Annotated in this window: 19 protein-coding genes and 1 tRNA gene; 15 read left to right on the top strand and 5 right to left on the bottom strand. The window is 27.4% G+C overall.

The window, feature by feature from the left end:
* Positions 1–9: 9 nt before the first annotated feature.
* Together ACYUEX_RS17025 and ACYUEX_RS17020 are read right to left on the bottom strand one after the other, a co-directional pair.
* Positions 10–354 (bottom strand): hypothetical protein, encoded by a 345-nt coding sequence (locus tag ACYUEX_RS17025; protein WP_411169067.1) that lies wholly within the window; start codon positions 352–354, stop codon positions 10–12.
* Positions 355–357: 3 nt separating this feature from the next.
* On the bottom strand, positions 358–1,554 hold the full coding sequence (locus ACYUEX_RS17020; RefSeq protein WP_460289222.1) for a DUF1576 domain-containing protein: 1,197 nt from the start codon (positions 1,552–1,554) through the stop codon (positions 358–360).
* A gap of 246 nt (positions 1,555–1,800) precedes the next feature.
* On the opposite strand from ACYUEX_RS17020, the gene ACYUEX_RS17015 reads away from it, so the two are divergent.
* The 7 genes from ACYUEX_RS17015 (at position 1,801) to ACYUEX_RS16985 (ending at position 9,418) form a co-directional block, all read left to right on the top strand.
* The gene (locus tag ACYUEX_RS17015) at positions 1,801–2,478 is read left to right on the top strand and encodes a hydrolase (RefSeq protein ID WP_411169065.1); all 678 of its coding nucleotides are present in this window, start codon (positions 1,801–1,803) and stop codon (positions 2,476–2,478) included.
* A gap of 175 nt (positions 2,479–2,653) precedes the next feature.
* Positions 2,654–2,878, top strand: a complete 225-nt coding sequence (locus ACYUEX_RS17010) for a DUF3006 domain-containing protein (RefSeq protein WP_411169064.1) — start codon at positions 2,654–2,656, stop codon at positions 2,876–2,878.
* Positions 2,875–3,429, top strand: a complete 555-nt coding sequence (lepB, locus tag ACYUEX_RS17005) for a signal peptidase I (protein ID WP_411170635.1) — start codon at positions 2,875–2,877, stop codon at positions 3,427–3,429. The genes ACYUEX_RS17010 and lepB overlap by 4 nt, the downstream gene beginning before the upstream one ends.
* A gap of 25 nt (positions 3,430–3,454) precedes the next feature.
* Positions 3,455–5,347 carry an ATP-dependent zinc metalloprotease FtsH gene (gene ftsH, locus ACYUEX_RS17000; protein WP_411169063.1) on the top strand — a complete coding sequence of 631 codons (1,893 nt, stop codon included), beginning with the start codon at positions 3,455–3,457 and terminating at the stop codon, positions 5,345–5,347.
* Positions 5,348–5,445: 98 nt separating this feature from the next.
* Positions 5,446–7,545 carry a HelD family protein gene (locus ACYUEX_RS16995; protein WP_460289220.1) on the top strand — a complete coding sequence of 700 codons (2,100 nt, stop codon included), beginning with the start codon at positions 5,446–5,448 and terminating at the stop codon, positions 7,543–7,545.
* 262 nt (positions 7,546–7,807) lie between these two features.
* Complete coding sequence (locus ACYUEX_RS16990) at positions 7,808–8,284, top strand: hypothetical protein (protein ID WP_460289219.1); 477 nt, start codon at positions 7,808–7,810, stop codon at positions 8,282–8,284.
* A 24-nt stretch (positions 8,285–8,308) separates the two neighbouring features.
* On the top strand, positions 8,309–9,418 hold the full coding sequence (locus ACYUEX_RS16985) for an ABC transporter ATP-binding protein (protein ID WP_460289218.1): 1,110 nt from the start codon (positions 8,309–8,311) through the stop codon (positions 9,416–9,418).
* Positions 9,419–9,563: 145 nt separating this feature from the next.
* Here ACYUEX_RS16985 and ACYUEX_RS16980 read toward each other — a convergent pair whose 3' ends face one another.
* A complete protein-coding gene (locus ACYUEX_RS16980) occupies positions 9,564–10,271 on the bottom strand; it encodes a superoxide dismutase (protein ID WP_460289217.1) in 708 nt (235 codons plus the stop codon).
* 109 nt (positions 10,272–10,380) lie between these two features.
* On the opposite strand from ACYUEX_RS16980, the gene ACYUEX_RS16975 reads away from it, so the two are divergent.
* From ACYUEX_RS16975 to ACYUEX_RS16965, 3 genes are all read left to right on the top strand, one after another.
* Entirely contained in the window at positions 10,381–10,680 is a 300-nt protein-coding gene (locus ACYUEX_RS16975; protein WP_460289216.1) for a thioredoxin family protein, read from the top strand.
* 157 nt (positions 10,681–10,837) lie between these two features.
* Positions 10,838–11,536, top strand: coding sequence for a response regulator transcription factor (locus ACYUEX_RS16970; RefSeq protein WP_460289215.1), 699 nt, complete (start codon positions 10,838–10,840; stop codon positions 11,534–11,536).
* 288 nt (positions 11,537–11,824) lie between these two features.
* A complete protein-coding gene (locus tag ACYUEX_RS16965) occupies positions 11,825–13,102 on the top strand; it encodes a sensor histidine kinase (RefSeq protein WP_460289214.1) in 1,278 nt (425 codons plus the stop codon).
* A gap of 156 nt (positions 13,103–13,258) precedes the next feature.
* Here the strand turns inward: ACYUEX_RS16965 and ACYUEX_RS16960 are convergent, their stop codons facing one another.
* A complete protein-coding gene (locus tag ACYUEX_RS16960) occupies positions 13,259–13,519 on the bottom strand; it encodes a hypothetical protein (protein ID WP_322379388.1) in 261 nt (86 codons plus the stop codon).
* Positions 13,520–13,680: 161 nt separating this feature from the next.
* Between ACYUEX_RS16960 and ACYUEX_RS16955 the strand changes: the two genes are divergently transcribed.
* Entirely contained in the window at positions 13,681–15,183 is a 1,503-nt protein-coding gene (locus ACYUEX_RS16955; RefSeq protein ID WP_460289213.1) for an ABC transporter substrate-binding protein, read from the top strand.
* Between the two features lie 62 nt (positions 15,184–15,245).
* Here the strand turns inward: ACYUEX_RS16955 and ACYUEX_RS16950 are convergent, their stop codons facing one another.
* Complete coding sequence (locus tag ACYUEX_RS16950) at positions 15,246–16,763, bottom strand: hypothetical protein (RefSeq protein ID WP_460289212.1); 1,518 nt, start codon at positions 16,761–16,763, stop codon at positions 15,246–15,248.
* Positions 16,764–16,886: 123 nt separating this feature from the next.
* Between ACYUEX_RS16950 and rph the strand changes: the two genes are divergently transcribed.
* From rph to ACYUEX_RS16930, 4 genes are all read left to right on the top strand, one after another.
* Positions 16,887–17,633: a ribonuclease PH gene (gene rph, locus ACYUEX_RS16945; protein ID WP_460289211.1), complete on the top strand. Its 747-nt coding sequence runs from the start codon at positions 16,887–16,889 to the stop codon at positions 17,631–17,633.
* A 5-nt stretch (positions 17,634–17,638) separates the two neighbouring features.
* Positions 17,639–18,250, top strand: coding sequence for an XTP/dITP diphosphatase (locus tag ACYUEX_RS16940; protein ID WP_460289209.1), 612 nt, complete (start codon positions 17,639–17,641; stop codon positions 18,248–18,250).
* A 10-nt stretch (positions 18,251–18,260) separates the two neighbouring features.
* On the top strand, positions 18,261–18,740 hold the full coding sequence (locus ACYUEX_RS16935; RefSeq protein ID WP_411169051.1) for a YfcE family phosphodiesterase: 480 nt from the start codon (positions 18,261–18,263) through the stop codon (positions 18,738–18,740).
* A gap of 156 nt (positions 18,741–18,896) precedes the next feature.
* Positions 18,897–18,972: transfer RNA gene (locus tag ACYUEX_RS16930), tRNA-Pro, on the top strand.
* The last annotated feature ends 72 nt before the right edge of the window (positions 18,973–19,044 follow it).

Here is a 19,044-nt window from a genome sequence, read left to right as displayed (position 1 = left end):
ATTTTTTTACTAGTAATCATTTCTATATATTTTTAAAGTTAGTATATTATCATTAAAAGTTATATCAGCTTTATCTATCATCATTCCAACTAATGAAAGTTCACCATCTAGTTCATATTCTCCACCTAAACTCCAATAGTACTCTTCAACTTCATGTTGGCGTTTAGTATTTAATATATTTCTTAAATTAGATAATTCTATGTCATCAATTTCTCTAACTTTTCCCCATATGAGAAATTGAGAAGAGTTTTCCTCCGTGTGCATTGTAACATGAATATCATGAGCCCCCAACTTATAAAGATAGGTGATTAATTCATTTATTATTCTAAGGTTTTTTTCAAATTTAAATTTCATTTTTTAGATAAGCTCCTTTTTAAATATGTTGATTACTGGAATTAGAAGCATTGCAACAAAGCCAGCAGCTAACCCGTTATTATATAAATTAAGACCACCATGAAGATATCCTATATTTGTAACCATATTTACATGCAAGAAACCAGCTAATATTCCTATTTTCCATCCAAATTTACCTGCAATTGGAGCAAGCGCAGTAGAAAATAAAATAGAAAGTATTAAAGATGGTGAATTTATAGGGTTTATATTTATAATAGCTCCTAATAATGCACCAATTATTATAGGAGTAACATTTCTTATATGTTTACCAAAAGCTCCAAATCCAATTATAGTAAATATTCCGGAAATGGTTGGTCCATTTAAATCTCCGTTTAAAATAATTACAAGAAAAGTAGCTAGAAATCCAAGGATACCCATATTAATATAACATGTTTCTCCAAAGAGTAAATAAAAATCACTAACTAATCTACCAGGCTGTTTAATTATAGACATTAATTTTTCTTTGGGGTCAGAATTATGAAATAAACCAATTAATATTAAATATGATGAAATTATAATTAGTATAATGGAAAATATGTGATTAGATCCAGTATTCCATATCATTCTAGTCTCAAATTCTATTCCTACAGCTCTAAGTATAGACATTAATAAAGTAGCAAATAAACCAGCAGCAAAGCCTATATTATATAAGTTATAACCATTATGAGCTTTTATACAATGCGAAGCTATAGGTGCTAAAATAAAACCTGTACAAATACCTATTGTATAGCCTAAAGTTATTCCTGATAAAGTTGAAAAATATGGTGTAAAACTTAGCTGACTTACAGTAGGTGCTAAAGTTGTTGATAGTAAAGCAACTAATGTGTAATTAAGAAAAGGTTCTTTTTGATACTTGGAGTAAAGATAAACTCCTATAATTATTGGCCAAATATTTAATAAATTTTTACCGAAGAATGCAAATCCAGTCATTAGCCATAAAGACATAATTGTAGATCCATTAGGCTTAACTCCAGTTAATACTAACATTAATATAGAGAGAATACTTGTTAAAGCAGAATTAACAAGTGATGCGCCAATTCCTCCTATTTCAACATAATCTGTTATTAAAATATCCGGACTTAAAATTATTTTCTTTAAACCGAAATAGATTTCAGTTGGTGTATCTAATATAAATGCAACAACAATAAAAAATATATACATTAACAATAAAACAACATAAGGGGGGTATAACTTTCTTTTTCTTATAAAAATCACCTCTCAAGATTTTAAAATAAATTTCTGCACAATAATTTCAAATTATTAACAAATACTATTGATTAAATTAAATTAATTTTATAAAATTAGATGGTTATATATATTTAAATATATGATATATGGTTAACGGAGTATAATATAATTATAACTGAAAAAAAACTATAGTTAAATATAAAATAGGGGGAGTTTGGTATGGAGGTTAAGAAGCAAAAACAAGTACCAGAGATAAAAGGTATATTAAGAAGCCATGTAATAGAGGTTCCTTCTTGTATAAGAGAATGTACTGGAATAAAGATATTTGGAAAAAGAATAAAATCGTTACTCTTTACTACGGATGTTGCTATTATAAGAAATACTAATGCAGATGCTATTATAGCGGTTTATCCTTTTACTCCTCAACCACTTATAACTCAAGCTTTAGTTATGGCAGCGGATGTACCGGTATTTTGTGGAGTAGGAGGAGGAATAACTCAAGGTAAAAGAGTAGTGAATCTAGCTTTAGATGCAGAGTTCAAAGGTGCAATGGGCGTAGTAGTTAATGCACCTACAGCAAATGATATTATAAGAAAAATACGAGAAACTATAGACATACCAGTAATTGTTACTGTAGTTTCAGAGTGTGAAAATGCTGCTGAAAGAATAGAAGCAGGAGCAACTATATTAAATGTTTCAGGGGGTAAAAACACTCCTAATATTGTAAGAAAGATAAGAGAACAATTTCCTTCCTTTCCAATAATAGCAACAGGTGGCCCTACAGAAGAAACTATAATGAGAACCATAGAAGCAGGTGCAAATGCTATAACATACACTCCACCTCCATCAGGAGATGTAATGGGAAGTTTAATGGATAAATATAGAGATCAAAATTAAAATTATAAAAATATATTTAGTTTCAATTAAGAAATTCTACCACTATGAAAAACCATAGTGGTTTTATTTATTTTATTCTTAATAAGATTTAATCTATTTATTTAAATTTATAATAAATATGATATACTAAAATATAAGATTTAAAAGTGAAGAGGTGAATAATAGTAAATATATTATGGATAAAACTGAATATATAGTTGATAGAATTGAGAATGATTATGTTATATTAGAAACAAAAGTAAATAGTTTAATTAATATTAAAAAAAGTGATATAATAGGAACAGTAAAAGAAGGAGATATTTTAATTAAAAAAGATGGTCTTTACTTTATAGACGAAGAAGCTACGAAGTTGAGGCGTGAAAAAATTAATACAATAATGAAAGGGTTATGGGAAGAATGATTGAAAAAGATAAAGTAAATGAAGTAGAAGAAAATAATAAAAATTCTATGAAAAACTTCATGAATGAGTGGGGAATTCCAATAATCTCAGCAATAATATTAGCTGTTCTTATAAATAAGTTTATACTATTCAAGGTTTTAATACCATCAGAATCTATGGTTCCTACATTAAATGTTGGAGATAGACTTTTTGTTACAAGAGTCTATAATCCGGAGAAGCTTAAAAGAGGAGATATTATAGTATTTTACTCAGAAGAACTTCAAGAGTCTTTAATAAAAAGACTTATAGGATTACCAGGAGATAAAATAAAAATAGAAAATGGTAAAGTATTTGTAAACGGAGAAATGCTTGAAGAGAATTATATAGGAGCTGAGGATAAATTTAATGGTGAATACCAAGTTCCAGAAGGAAAATACTTTTTTCTAGGAGATAATAGACTTTGGTCAAAAGATTCAAGATACTGGATTAACCCATATATAGATGGAAAGGATATAAATGGAAAAGCACAAATCAAGGTTTATCCTTTTAATCAAATTGGAAAAATAGAGTAAAATAAGTATATGGAAAGGAAGAATTATGGATAATAAAAATACAGAAGAAAATAATAATAAGAAAAAGCAGTATTCAATATTTTATGCGATTATGGCAATTCTATTTTTATACGCTTTTACATCAACAAAAAATTTTATGACTACTCAAGAAATACCTTATAATGAGTTTTTAAGTATGGTAGAAAATAAGGAAGTTGAAAGTGTTACAATTTCATCAAGTGAAATAAAAATATTACCTAAGGAAGATAGTAGTAATAAAATAAGCGGTAAAATATTGTACACAGGAAATGTTGATGATCCTAATTTAATAAGCATTTTAAATGAAGCAGGTGTAGAGTTTAGAGCAGAAGCAATTCAAAATAATTATATAATAGAATTTATTATTACATGGATAATAACTCCTATAATATTCTTCTTTATTTTTAGGTTTATTGCTGGGAAAATCGGAAGAAAAATGGGAACACCTCCTATGATGGGAATGGGTAAAAGCAATGCTAAGATTTACAAAGAAAATGATATAAAGATAACCTTTGATGATGTAGCTGGGCAAGATGAAGCTAAGGAGTCTTTAAAGGAAATAATAGACTATTTAAATAATGCTGAAAAATACACTGATATAGGAGCTAAGCTTCCTAAAGGTGCTCTTTTAGTCGGACCTCCAGGAACAGGAAAGACGTTGCTTGCTAAGGCTGTAGCTGGAGAAGCTAATGTACCATTTTTATCAATTTCAGGATCAAACTTTGTTGAAATGTTTGCTGGTATGGGAGCTGCTAAAGTTAGGGATCTTTTCCAAGAAGCAGAAAAGAATGCTCCATGTATAATATTTATAGATGAAATAGATTCTATAGGTAAAAGCAGAGATTCTCAGCTTCAAGCAAATGATGAAAGAGAACAAACATTAAATCAGCTTCTAACTCAAATGGATGGTTTTGATTCATCAAAAGCTATAGTTATTTTAGCAGCTACAAATAGGCCAGAAATATTAGATAAAGCACTATTAAGACCTGGTAGATTTGATAGAAGAGTAATAGTAGATAGACCTGATTTAAAAGGAAGAATAGATATATTAAAAGTACACTCTAAAGGGGTAAAGCTTGGAGATGATGTAAATCTAGAAGAAATTGCAAAGAGTACTCCAGGGGCTGTTGGAGCAGACCTTGCAAATATAGTAAATGAAGCAGCTTTAAGAGCAGTTAAACATGGAAGAGAATTTGTAATGCAAGAAGATTTAAGAGAAGCTGTTGAAGTTATAATTGCAGGAAAAGAAAAGAAGGACAGAATACTTTCTCCTATGGAAAAAAGGGTAGTAGCGTTTCATGAGGTAGGTCACGCACTTGTTGCAGCTTTATTAGACAAAACTGACCCTGTTCATAAAATAACTATAGTTCCAAGAACTATGGGAGCCTTAGGATATACCATGCAATTACCAGAAGAAGAAAAATACTTAGTATCAAAAGAAGAATTAACAAGTCAAATAATGGTTATATTAGGTGGTAGATCTGCTGAAGAAGAGGTATTTAATCTCGTTTCAACGGGGGCATCTAATGATATTGAGAGAGCAACTCAAACAGCAAGAAGTATGGTTACTATTTATGGTATGACTGATAAGTTTGATATGATGGCTTTAGAATCAGTTCAAAATAGATATTTAGATGGAAGAGCGGTAAGAGAATGTAGTGATGATACTTCAACTCTTGTAGATGAAGAAATATTAAACATAATAAGAACTTGTCACAAAAATACTAGAAAACTATTAAATGAAAATAGAGATTTGCTTGATAAAATATCAGAATATCTATTAGAGAAAGAAACTATATTTGGAGACGAGTTTATGGAGTTTGTTTATGAAAAATATCCAGAACTAAAAGATAAGAAAGATAAGAAAAACAAGAAATTTGATGAAGTAAAAGAAATTTAAAAAAGATTAATGAAATAGTTAACGAAAGGGTGTACATAATTTTTTGTTACACTCTTTCTTAATCATACAAATATATAAAATCAAAGGGGGAATAACTCTTGGATAAAATAGAACTATTAAGAGAAGAAGAAAATCTAAAAAATACATTAAATATACTTAATGAAGAAACACTTAAATATATAGAAAAAAGAAAAAGCATATCAGAATATATACTTGACTATAGAAAAAAATATATTGAGGAATATAGAGATGATGAAGATAAACTTATAGAGTATTTCGATCATGAGAGATATATAAAGGAGGAATCCTACAAAACAATAGATAAAAGATTATCTGAATTTGTTAAACTTAAAGAATCACCATACTTTGGTAAAATAGGATTTATAGATGATGGGTATTCAGAAGAACTTTATATAGGTAGATATGGGTTAACACCAGAAGGAACTTATGATCCAGTTATTGTAGATTGGAGAGCTCCTGTTTCCTCATTATTTTATAAAGGAGTACTTGGGAAAACTAGTTATAAAAGCCCACAAGGAGAAATTCCAGTAAATATATTATCAAGAAGACAATTAATTATAAAAAAGGCTAAGTTAGAAGGATATTTTGATTCTGATATAAATATACAAGATGAAATACTACAAATGGTCCTTTCATCTAATTCTGGAGAAAAACTTAAAGATATAGTAAATACAATACAAAAAGAACAAGATGAAATAATAAGAGCTGATAGAAATAAGGTTATTGTAGTTAATGGTGTTGCAGGTTCGGGAAAAACTACTATAGCACTTCATAGAATTGCATATCTTTTATACAATTTTAGAGATCAATTAACTGATAAAGTACTAATTTTAGGTCCGAATGATATATTTATGGATTATATTTCAGAAGTTTTACCTAATTTAGGAGAAACAGCAGTAATAAATGAAACATTTTTATCTTTTGCATATAAGGAAATAGGATTACAAGAAGCTGTGAAAGATATAACCTATTACCTAGAAGAAGTTTTAAATGGAAATGAAAGTATACTAAATGAAATAAAATATAAGTCATCAAATGATTTTATAGAAAAATTAGATAGAGAAGTAGAAAATATAGAGGAAAACTATTTTAATATTAATCCAGTTAAATTTTTAGGTGAAGAAATAGTTTCTATAAATGAAATAGATGAGTTATTCAATAAGCATTATAAATATATGCCGATATTTAGAAGAAGTAATAAAATAAAGATGATACTTATTTCTAAAATAAAAGACAAAAGAGATGAAAAGGTAAGAGAAATTAATATAAAGGCAAAAGAAGAAAAAGCAAGATTATCTGCAGAAGAATTAGTCATCGAAGAAAATAATATAGAGTTTAGAAGAAAGCTTGAAATAAGAGATGTAATTAGAGAAGTAATGAAAGCTAAAGATGAAATAGATAATTGGATAGAAAATGAAAGTGTTGTAAAAATATATAAAGACTTTATAAATACTGAAGAATTATCTTATTTAGATCTACCAGCAATTCTTTATTTAATGATAAAATTAGAAGGCAAAAAATCTAAAACTGAAATAAAGCATATAGTTATAGATGAAGCTCAAGATTATAATATGTTACAGTTTATAGTTTTAAAAGAATTAACAGGATGTAGAAGCTATACTATAGTAGGAGACTCCAACCAAAGACTTATTAAAGCAGAAGAAGCATCAGCTATGTTAAAGCTAAAGGATATATTTGGAGGATTCTTTAAGTTATTTGAACTAAACAAAAGTTATAGATCAACTTATCAAATAATGGAGTATGCAAGCAGGCTTTTAGATGAAAATGCAGTTGTTCCTTTTGTTAGAAAGGGAGAATTTGATGTTTTAGAGACAGTTGTTCCTAAAGATGATAAGGAAGATTTAATAGATGTTATATTGAATTTATTAGAAGATTACCAAGAAGAGAAGTATGAGAACATTGCTATTATAACAAAGGGAAAAGATGAACTTAATATTATTGCTCCAGAACTTAAGAAGTATACTAATATACTAGCATTTAATAATGTAGATGTAGTATATAAAGGAGGAAGAGTTCTTATTCCATCATATTATGCAAAGGGATTAGAATTTGATGCTGTAATTGTTGTTGATTTTGATGAAAATACTGATAATTTAATTAAATATATTATGTGTACTAGGGCACTGCATAGACTATCAGTTATAAAAGTTAGATAAAATTATACTTACATTAAGATAGAGGTTTAAATAAATATTATTACTAAAAATAATATCCAGAGAGTAATATCCCTGGATATTATTTTATAAATAATAATAAAATAATTATTGTTTTGTAACATTTCACAATATATTTAAATTTTTATTAGTCATAATTTAAGAAAAATTGATAATGGTCTTAATAAGATTGAATTTAAAATAAAAGCCATTATAATAAAAACATAAGCTTTTTGTAAACGATATTAAAGGAGGGGGTTGAAGAGTGGAGTGCTTTTATGAACAATTCCAGACTAAAGATTATAGCAGTTTAGAGCGAATATTGAATATTCTATCTAAAGTATCATTAGTTATTGCACTATTGTTTTTAGTAATGTTTAACTTTATAATTGCAGCAGTCTTTGCTTTAATATATTTAATTATTTTTATTTTATCCAGAAAGATTATAGTTGAATATGAATATGAGCTTACAGGAAACGAGCTAGTAATATTCAAAATAATGAATAAGAGTAAGAGAAAAGAAATAGGGAGCTTCAATATAAGAGATATATCAAGTGTAAAGAACTCAGAAAATATTGGTAAAACAAATAATAAAATTGTAAAAGCTTATTTAGAGGATACTGGGTTAAAAGATAAAATTTATATGGCAAAAACATCTCAAGGAATGGTAGGATTTCAATTAGCTATGGATGAAAATTTAACAAATTTAATTAAAAGAGTTAATCCATTAGCATTTTATTAATATATAAAATTGGAGGAGAAAATTATGGCAGGCGTAACTTTGAAAAATATTCAAAAAGTATATGAAAATGGGTTTAAGGCAGTTCAAGATTTTAATTTAGACATTGAAGACAGAGAATTTATAGTTTTTGTTGGACCATCAGGATGTGGTAAATCAACAACATTAAGAATGATAGCAGGATTAGAAGAAATATCTGGTGGAGAATTATATATTGATGATAAATTAGTAAATGACGTAGCACCAAAGGATAGAGATATAGCAATGGTTTTCCAAAACTATGCATTGTATCCTCATATGACAGTTTATGAAAATATGGCATTCGGATTAAAGCTTAGAAAGCTACCAAAGCAAGAAATAGATGAGAAAGTTAGAGAAGCAGCAAAGATATTAGATATAGAACATCTTTTAGATAGAAAACCAAAGGCTTTATCAGGTGGACAAAGACAAAGAGTTGCTATGGGAAGAGCTATAGTTAGAAGTCCTAAAGTATTCTTAATGGACGAGCCTTTATCAAACCTTGATGCTAAGCTAAGAGTTCAAATGAGAATAGAAATTTCTAAGTTATATAATAAGTTAAATACAACATTTATATATGTAACACATGACCAAACAGAAGCAATGACTTTAGGAACAAGAATAGTTGTTATGAAAGATGGAGTTATTCAACAAGTTGATTCACCAACTGAAATCTATAATCACCCAGCAAACTTTTTTGTTGCAGGATTTATAGGAAGTCCTCAAATGAATATGACATATGGACAAAACTTAGTTAAAGATGGTAAAAACTATGTTAAGGTATTTGATAAATTAATTGAAATTCCAGAAGACAAAGTTAATATTGTAAAAGAAAAGAATGCTGAAAATATAGAAGTTATAGTTGGTGTAAGACCAGAAAATATTCATCATTTAAAAGAAGAGTTGGCTAATCCAGGAGTTGTTATTTTTAAAGGAGAGGTTGATTTAAAAGAAAATTTAGGTGCAGAAACATATATCCATGTTAAGAAGGATGGAGCAAACTTTATAATTAAATCAAGAACTGGTGCTGATTATAAAATTGGAGATTCAATAGAATTTGGATTTGATGCTAATAAAATTCATATCTTTGATAAAGAAGAACAAAACACAATATTCTAATAAATTTAAGAATCTGAAAAGGGGTGCGTGAAACGCGTACCCCTTTATGTAATTAACAAAGGTAAACTAGAGAAATTTAGTAAGCATAATATAGACCTCTTTATTAAATATGCATTAGCTATATAAAAAACAAATATTTTTCAAATTATTTTTTATAATTTTTTTCCGCTTGTTCCCAATTAACTACATTCCACCAATTGTCTATGTATTCAGCACGTCTATTTTGATATTTAAGATAATATGCATGTTCCCAAACATCTATACCTATAATAGGAGTTAAACCTATAGATATAGGAGAGTCTTGATTTGCTGTAGAAATTATAGACAATTTACCATCCTTATCGAAAACTAACCAAGCCCAACCAGATCCAAATCTACCTAATGCAGCTTCTTTGAATTTAGCCTTAAAATTATCATAAGACTCAAAATCTCTATTTATTGCATTTAATAAATCTCCTTTAGGACTTTGATTTTTCTTTGGGCTCATTATACTCCAGAAGAAGTCATGATTATATACACCACCTGCGTTGTTTATAACAGTTTGCTTTATATCAGATGGGATTGAATCTAAATCCTTTAAGATTCCTTCTATGCCCTTAGAATATAATTCAGGATGTTTAGCAATAGCTTTATTTAAATTATCTAAATAAGCCTGTTCATGTTTATCATGATGAAGCATCATAGTTTCTTTATCAATATATGGTTCTAATGCATCATAAGCGTATGGTAGTGGCTTAAGTTGAAATTGTGCATCTCCTAAGCTTTTACCTGTAGCTAAAGATGATGGTATTAAAGTTAAAAAAGTAATAAGTGATAAAGCTATTAATGATAAAAAGTTAAGTTTCTTGTTCATTTTATTTCACCTCCTAAGTTAGTATTTGTTTTAAAATATTATTTTATAAATAAATAGTGAAAGTGATATAATAGCTATATTGATAATTTAAGGAAAAGATGGTGATAGTATGGAGGAATTAATAAAGAATAATTCAATAAGTATAATATATTTTAGTGGATCAGATTGTGGAGCTTGTGATGTTATCAAAGAAAAAGTTCAATTTTTAATAAAAGAATATAATGAAATAAAATTTTTAGAAATTAATGCAATAAAAAATAAAGAGTTAGCAGCACAACATGATATATTTTCACTACCTATTTTATTATTATTTATTAATGGAAAAGAAGCATTGAGATTAGGAAGATATTTTGATGTTTTAGAATTTAAAAATTCAATAGATAGATACTATAATTTAATTTATAAATAAAGGTACAATTTTTTATTGTACCTTTATTTATTAAGAAACTTTTAATAAATATGATAGCAGTTTCTTAATTTCCTCAAATTAAACTTATTAATAAGAGCAAGGTTACTTAATATCTATATTATGGTAAAATATTAATAAAAAGACATTGGGAGGACTTATGAGTAAGTTAAACATTTTAGTAGTAGATGACGATAAGGAAATTACAGAAGCAATAGAGATTTATCTTATAAATGAAGGGTATAATGTATTTATTGCTTATGATGGAATACAAGCTTTAAAAATAGCTAAAGAAGAAAGTATACATTTAATAATAATGGATATAATGATGCCTAATCTTAATGGTACTAGAGCCACAATTGAACTTAGAAAGGAAAAAGAAATACCAATAATAATGCTATCTGCTAAATCGGAGGATTCAGATAAAATTTTAGCATTAAACCTAGGAGCAGATGATTACATAACTAAGCCATTTAATCCCTTAGAACTTATAGCAAGGGTAAATTCACAAATAAGAAGATATACAAGGTTTTCTTCTATAAATAAAGAGGAAAATAATGAGAAGATTATAGTTGGAGGATTAGAATTAAATAATAATAATAAAGAAGTAACTGTTAATGGAAAAGAGGCCAAGCTAACACCACTAGAATTTAAAATTTTAAGTCTTCTTATGAGCAATTTAGGAAGGGTATTTTCTATAGAAGAGATATATGAAAGAGTTTGGAATGAAGTTGCATATAACGTAGATACAGTAACTGTACATATAAGAAGGATTAGGGAGAAAATAGAAGTAGATCCTAGAAATCCTCAATATCTAAAGGTAGTTTGGGGAGTTGGATATAAAATCGACAAAAAATAAAGATCTCAAAGTTGATTAGGAGTGATTAAAATAAAATCAATGGAAAAATTATATATAAAACTACCGATGGACATAAAAATTATGGTTCCTGTCTTGTTAATATGCCTTATAAATGAGTTACTGTATAATGTTATCCCTAACTATAATGTAGGACTGTATTGTAATTTTATAATACTGGCTACATTAATATTTATACTAACAACATATTTATTTATAAAAGATATAATATTAATTATAAGTAAGAAGCGAAGTTCTAGTAAATTTATATTAAAAAAATATTTAGTAATTATGTATAAAAAATTACCAATGGATATAAAAATTATAATTCCTATTTTGCTAATATTTCTTATAAATGAATTAAGATATAATGTTATTGTATATTATGATGGAGGGCTATATTCTAATTTTATAATACTATCTACATTAATATTTGTAATATTAACATCCTTATTCATAAAAGATATAATACTAATTATAAGAAAAAAGCAGAAGCCTATTAAATTTATGATAAAAGAATTTTTAGTTATCGTAATAAATAAAATTAAACAATGTTATATGATAAAAGCTACAGGAGTAAAAGTAAGCATATTAATATTGCTAACAATATTAGCATTAGTGTGTATTAAAGTAATTATTATACATTATTACTACTGGCCATATAATATAGTATTAACAGCGCAAACATATGTCATTTTATATATGATATTATTGACTGCCTATATAATCACAATACTTGGAGAAGTGAATGTATTAAAAATCAAATCAAATCAAATTACAAATGGAGAGTATGAAAAAGAAGTTAAAGATAATCAAATGATTATTCTTAAAGATATAGAAAAGAATATTATAAATATAGAAGATGGATTAAGAGAATCTGTAAGTAAGGCTATAAAAAGCGAAAGAATGAAGAGTGAATTAATTACAAATGTATCTCATGATTTAAAGACGCCTCTTACATCTATAATAAATTATGTAGGTTTATTAAAGGAAGAAAATTTATCACAAGAAAAAAGAGATAAATATATAGATGTTTTAGATATTAAATCAAAAAGGCTTAAAATTTTAATAGAAGATTTATTTGAAGCTTCAAAAGTTGCATCAGGTAGTATAGAACTTCAAAAAGAAGATTTAAATATAGTATCATTACTTAGACAAATATTAGGCGAGTTAGAAGAAAAAATATCTTTAGCAGAATTAAATATAATAACTAAATGGCCAGATGAAAAAACTATATTATTTTTAGATGGAAGAAAAACATTTAGAGCATTTGAAAATTTAATAAATAATATAATTAAATATTCAATGAAAAAATCTAGGGTATATATTGAAGTTATAAGTGAAGAAAAAGAAGTATCTGTAATAATGAAAAATATTTCATCATATCAGTTAGATTTTACAGCTGAAGAGATTGTTGAAAGATTTAAAAGAGGAGATAAATCAAGAAGTACAGAGGGATCTGGACTAGGGCTTGCAATAGCTAAAAGCATAGTTGAATTACAAGGCGGTACTTTTGATATAGAAATAGATGGAGACTTATTTAAGGTAATTACAACCTTTGAAAAATAAAATTTACAAAGTTTTATTTAGTATGAAATTGTATTTATTTTCAAATAAAAAAGATAGGGTATAAAAATGTACTTTATAGAAGAGACTTTTTAAAAAGTTTATTCTATAAAGTACATTTTTATTTTTATCATCTCTATTTAATTATAATTGAAAACTTTAATTCTCATCTTCATCTATTAAATCATCAACGCCAAGTAATTCTTCATCAGAATTTTCATTAAGAGAACTGCTACTTTTATATGTTATTTGATTAATGGCTTGATATATTTTTTCTAAAAGATAATTTTGTATTCTTCTAGCTTTATGCGTTTTATTAAAGATAATGAAGCTCCATATTCCTATTATAGAGAAAGTTATCATAAACAAAGTACCTATGCTATAGAATACTATTTGAAAAATTTGAACAGCTAAGTCCATATTATATTACCTCCAAATTTTTATATAAAAATATTATATCATAGAAAATAATATAATTTAGATTAAATTAAAATAAATGTATAAAATTTCATATTCATGATTAGTATTTAGCTTAAATGTCTATAATTTAAAAAAGATATTAATCAGAAGGAGAAGCATATATGAAAAAAGTAATATTATTAGTAATATCTACAGTATTATTGATTGGATTTTTGCTGGGGTTTATAGAGGTAGTAAATAAGGAAACAACTGAAAACAAAGAAGTATTTACATATTCAGTATCTTCAGTGCCATCTGACTTTAAATCTGTAGGAAATTTAGATAAAAGAGTACAGGATATAGTATGTGCAACTAGTAGGGGATTAGTTGAATTAAATGCTTCTAAAGATATAGTACCTTCATTATCAGAAGGTGTTAAAGTTAGCGAAGATGGATTAGAGTATGACTTTAAAATAAAATCAGATATTTATTGGAGTGATGGAACCCAAATAACACCAAAAGATATAGTAGCCTTTTTTAGAGAAATATTGACAGAGGAAAATGAAAAAAATATAGGAGCTTTATTAAATGTATATGGAGCTAAAAACTTTAGAGATGGAGAAGGGTCATTTACTGAAAATGTTGGAATAAGAGCTGGTGAGGATAATGTTGTATTTAGATTAAATTCTAAGGATGACAAGTTTATTAAAGAGCTAACTGAACCACAATATAGACTTAGAAAAAATGTTTTGTTATGGGAAAATATAAAACAAAATTATGATAAGTTAATTTATTCAGGATGTTATGAAATTTCAGAAATGACAATAACAGAATTAACACTTAAAAGAAATAGCAATATAAATCCTAAGTTAGTTGAAACTATAAAAATTGTGGATGATGAAGGTGAAGAATTAGCTATGGCAGCTTTTGAAGTAGGGGGAAGGGATATAGTTATCAATCCACCTAAAAGCCAATTAAGTCGATTGAGTAGAGAAAATAGGCTTATAACTTTAGAATCAAATAAAGCTATGTATTTAACCTTTAACCCCAATTCCGATATTATACCATTAGAAGGCAAAAAAGATATATATAGATTATTAAATAGATCTATGGAACAGTATCAATTAGAAAATAGTATGTTTATAGGATTAGCAGAAGGAAGTTACTTTAGAGAAGATAAAGAAGATTTACTAAAGCTTCAAGCAAGAAAAGTTATGAGTAATGAAATAGTTCAATGGGATAAACCTGAAGAAGTTGTATTAGTTGCAGAAGAAAGTACTCAAAATAAGGAAATTTGTGAGTATATTGTTGAGTGGTTTAAAAATAATACTGATATATACTTAAGTTACAAGCTTATAACAAAAGAAGAAGTTACTTCAATAAAGGATGTAAATTATTATAATATAGCTTTAATTCAAGGAGATTCAAGTATATCATCTAATAACTCTATATATAGTGTGCTTATAAACTTTCTTCCAGAAAAGCATAGAAGTCAATTACTATTAGCTAAGACAGAAGGGGAAAAATTAAATACATTTTCTAAGCTTGAAGATGAATTATTTAATACTTATCAAATGCTTCCTTTAGTTTTTTACAATGATAATATAGCCGTAAATAGTAGAATAAAAAATATGATATTAGATGGAAATGGGAATATAGATTACAATAAAATAGAAAAATCATAAAGACTAAGGCTACACCAAGGTCTTTATGATTTGTTTTATATATTTAGTGTATCTCTATCAAATTATTCATTAATTTCAGGGTTTAGAAACTCTTCTTCTTCAACAGCAGTTATATTACTTTGAGTAAGGTCATCAGCTACATCATTGATTGTAAGTTCACTAGCAGAATCTGTACTATCACTTAGTTTTTTTGGAGAGTCTGATGTAATAAGTTTTATTTCATTCATAAAGTCATCTTTAAATAGAAAAATTATTAATTGATATATATACATATTTTTAAAGCTATCAAATGAAGAACTTGATGATAAAAATGAATCTCTTTTTTTAGAGTAAGAAATACTTTTATTAAAAATAGGAGCTATTCCCAAGTTAGTTGGTGTTGATGTTGTTGGCATTCTAAAAAAGTTTTCTTCTAGCATATCAGCTGAATTTAATGTTAAACCCTTATATCTTTCAGCATCATCTAATGTAGGAGCCTCTGGCCAACAAGTTATTAAACCTGAGTTAATAAAATACTTTCTATACAATGATGATATCATATTTCTATATTCACCATATCTATTGGATTCTTTTGCATAGATAATAATAGCTAAGAAATAGAAAGTAACATCAAAACATGAGTATTTCAGTTCTTTCTTACCAGAAAGTTTAAGGAAAACTTCCTTTTCATCATCATATAAAGATACTAGTTTATTATTTATTTCCCTTGCCTTTTCGTTAAATGTAATCATTTGAGTATGTTTAAATGATAGCATCAAGTTTATGCAAAATAAGCACGTAAAATCTAAAGAATCGACATAGTAGTCTTTTTCATCAAATTTATTTATTAGAAAATCTGTTAAATCAATAATTAATATTTGAGAGTCTAAATTTTTTGAAAAACTATAAAAAATATTAATGGATGTAAGTATTTTACATATTTCCTCGAAAGAACATTCGTAAATTTTTTCCTTAAACTCTATAAGCATTTGTAATATTTCTAATGAAAATTTATTATAGTCTTCTGAAATTTCATCTTCTGGAAATAATGTTGAATATAGATTATATGCAACCATCATGCAGGCTTGGTCAGAAAACTTAAATTTATTGCTTTTATCTGAAAGGTTAAAGCCTTTATGGTTATTTTCAGACAGATTTTTCTTTTCGATAAATACTCCTTCATTGTTTCTTAAGTTCATTGAATAAAAATCAAGTTGTTCTCTTGCTAGTTTCTTATATACTTGAGAATAAGAATATAATCTTTCATCAGCATCTTTAAATCTTGAGTAATAAGTAGTTAATTGTAGTATGGATGTAGTCATTAATGCATTAGTTATTGGAGATATATCCTTTTTAAAGGAATCCTCATCAAACCCATTATAGTTTTTACTATGAATATAATTAGGAGAAGATTTTCTATATATACATAGTAGTGGAGAAAAATTACCAGATGTGGTAATATCAATGGAGGACGATGTTTTTTTATAATTTTTAATTGAATCTACTAATCCACATTTTGATTCAAGGACTAATGTCCTTATGGCCTCTTTTGATAAGTGAAAAAGTTGGCCGTTAATTTCTTTTGGGGATAGTTTATTCATTCTAAAAAATGGTCCTATATATCGCAATTTATTCACCTCTTCATTAATCCTTATATTAATAATATGAGGTTAATATTAAAATAGTGCATAAATTTTAATAATATTAAGAATTGGAGGCAAATCATGAGAATAGATGGAAGAAAAAATGAACAAGTAAGAACTACAAAAATAACTAGAGGATATACAAAATATGCAGAGGGATCTGTATTAATAGAGGTTGGAGATACAAAGGTGATTTGTACTGCATCCATAGAGGATAAAGTTCCACCTTTTCTAAAGGGGCAGGGAGAAGGTTGGATAACAGCAGAGTATAATATGCTTCCAAGATCAACAGGAACTAGAAAAGTTAGGGATATAGCTAGACTAAAGCTGGATGGAAGAACTATGGAGATACAAAGGTTAATAGGAAGAGCTTTAAGGTCAGTTATGGATCTAAAAGCACTTGGAGAAAAAACAATATGGATAGATTGTGATGTTATTCAAGCTGATGGTGGAACTAGAACTGCATCAATAACTGGAGCTTTTGTAGCTTTGGTAGATGCTATAAATAAGCTTCATAAGGAGAAACCTTTTGATGTTTATCCAATAAGAAACTTTGTAAGTGCAACTAGTGTAGGAATAGTAAAGAATGAAAAAGTTATAGACTTATGTTATGAAGAAGATTCTAATGCAAAGGTTGATATGAATGTTATAGCTACAGATGAAGGTGAATTCATAGAAATACAAGGTACTGGTGAAGAATCACCATTTAGTAGAAGTGATTTAAATGAACTTTTGGATTTAGCACAAAAGGGAATAAAACAAATGGTACAAATACAAAAAGAATCCTTAAAGATGGATGCCCTTTGGATAGGTACTGGAGGTAAGTAATACTTATGAAGAAACTTATAATAGCAAGCAATAACCAAGGAAAGATAAAAGAAATAAAAAAAGTCTTAGAAAATATACCACTTAAAGTACTTTCTTTAAATGATATAGGAGTAGATATAGATGTAGAAGAAGATGGTATAACATTTGAAGAAAATGCAAAAAAGAAAAGCGAAGAGATATATAAAGAATTAATAAACAGAGGCGAAAGCGATTTTATCGTAATGTCAGATGATTCAGGTTTAGAAGTTGAATACTTAAATGGAGAACCTGGAGTTTACTCAGCAAGATATGCAGGAGAACATGGAAATGATAAGAAAAATAATGAGAAATTACTTATAAGATTAAAGGGCGTTAGTTATAAAAATAGAAAAGCTAGATTTGTATGTCAACTAGCTTTAATAGATGAAAAAAAATCATATAAATCAGTGACTGGAACGGTAGAGGGATATATATTAGAAGAGGGAAGAGGAAAAGATGGTTTTGGATACGATCCATTATTTTTGTATGAACCTCTTAATAAGACATTAGCAGAGATGACAATTAAAGAAAAAAATGAAATATCCCATAGAGGGGCTGCTTTAAAAAAAGTTGATGCAATTATAAAAGAACTTTTATAGGAGGAAGAATATGAAGATTGCTGTATTGAGTGATTCTCATTATGAGGTTTCATCTTTAATTTCTATAAAAAAGTATTTAGTAGATGTAGATATTATATTACATTGTGGAGATGGGGCATCAGATATAAAAATATTAATGGATGATTTTAAGGGAGAGATCTATGCAGTTAAAGGGAATTGTGATGTTACTATGGATTATCCCAGTGAAAGAATTATTGAAATAATGGGTTTGAAACTATTTATTACTCATGGACATATGTATAATGTAAAGAATGAATATAATACTATATTCTATAAGGGAAAAGAAGTAGGTGCTAACATAGTTCTTTTTGGACATTCTCATAAGGCCTTAATAAGTGAACATGATGGATTAACTATAATGAATCCAGGAAGTGTAACACTACCTTATGGAAGAGCTAAGAAGACTTTGGGATTTATAGAAATATTAGATAACAATAAAACTAAGATTTATTTAAAAGAAATAGAATGATAAATTTTATGCAATCCGTTATAAATAGGCATTATTTTTAAATATCTATTTAAACCTCTAAAATTCTTATATATAGATTATTTTTTTAAAAATGTATTGACGGATTGCTATTCCTATTGTAGAATAAACATTGTCGCTGAAAGATATAGAGGATATCGGGGTGTGGCGCAGATGGGAGCGCGCGTGGTTTGGGACCATGAGGTCGCAGGTTCAATCCCTGTCACCCCGACCACTTAAAACATAATATGCGGGTGTAGCTCAATGGTAGAGCCCTTGCCTTCCAAGCAAGTTACGTGAGTTCGAT

The organism is Clostridium sp. CTA-7, assembly GCF_054768095.1.
This window is presented reverse-complemented; position numbering and strand designations above follow the sequence as displayed.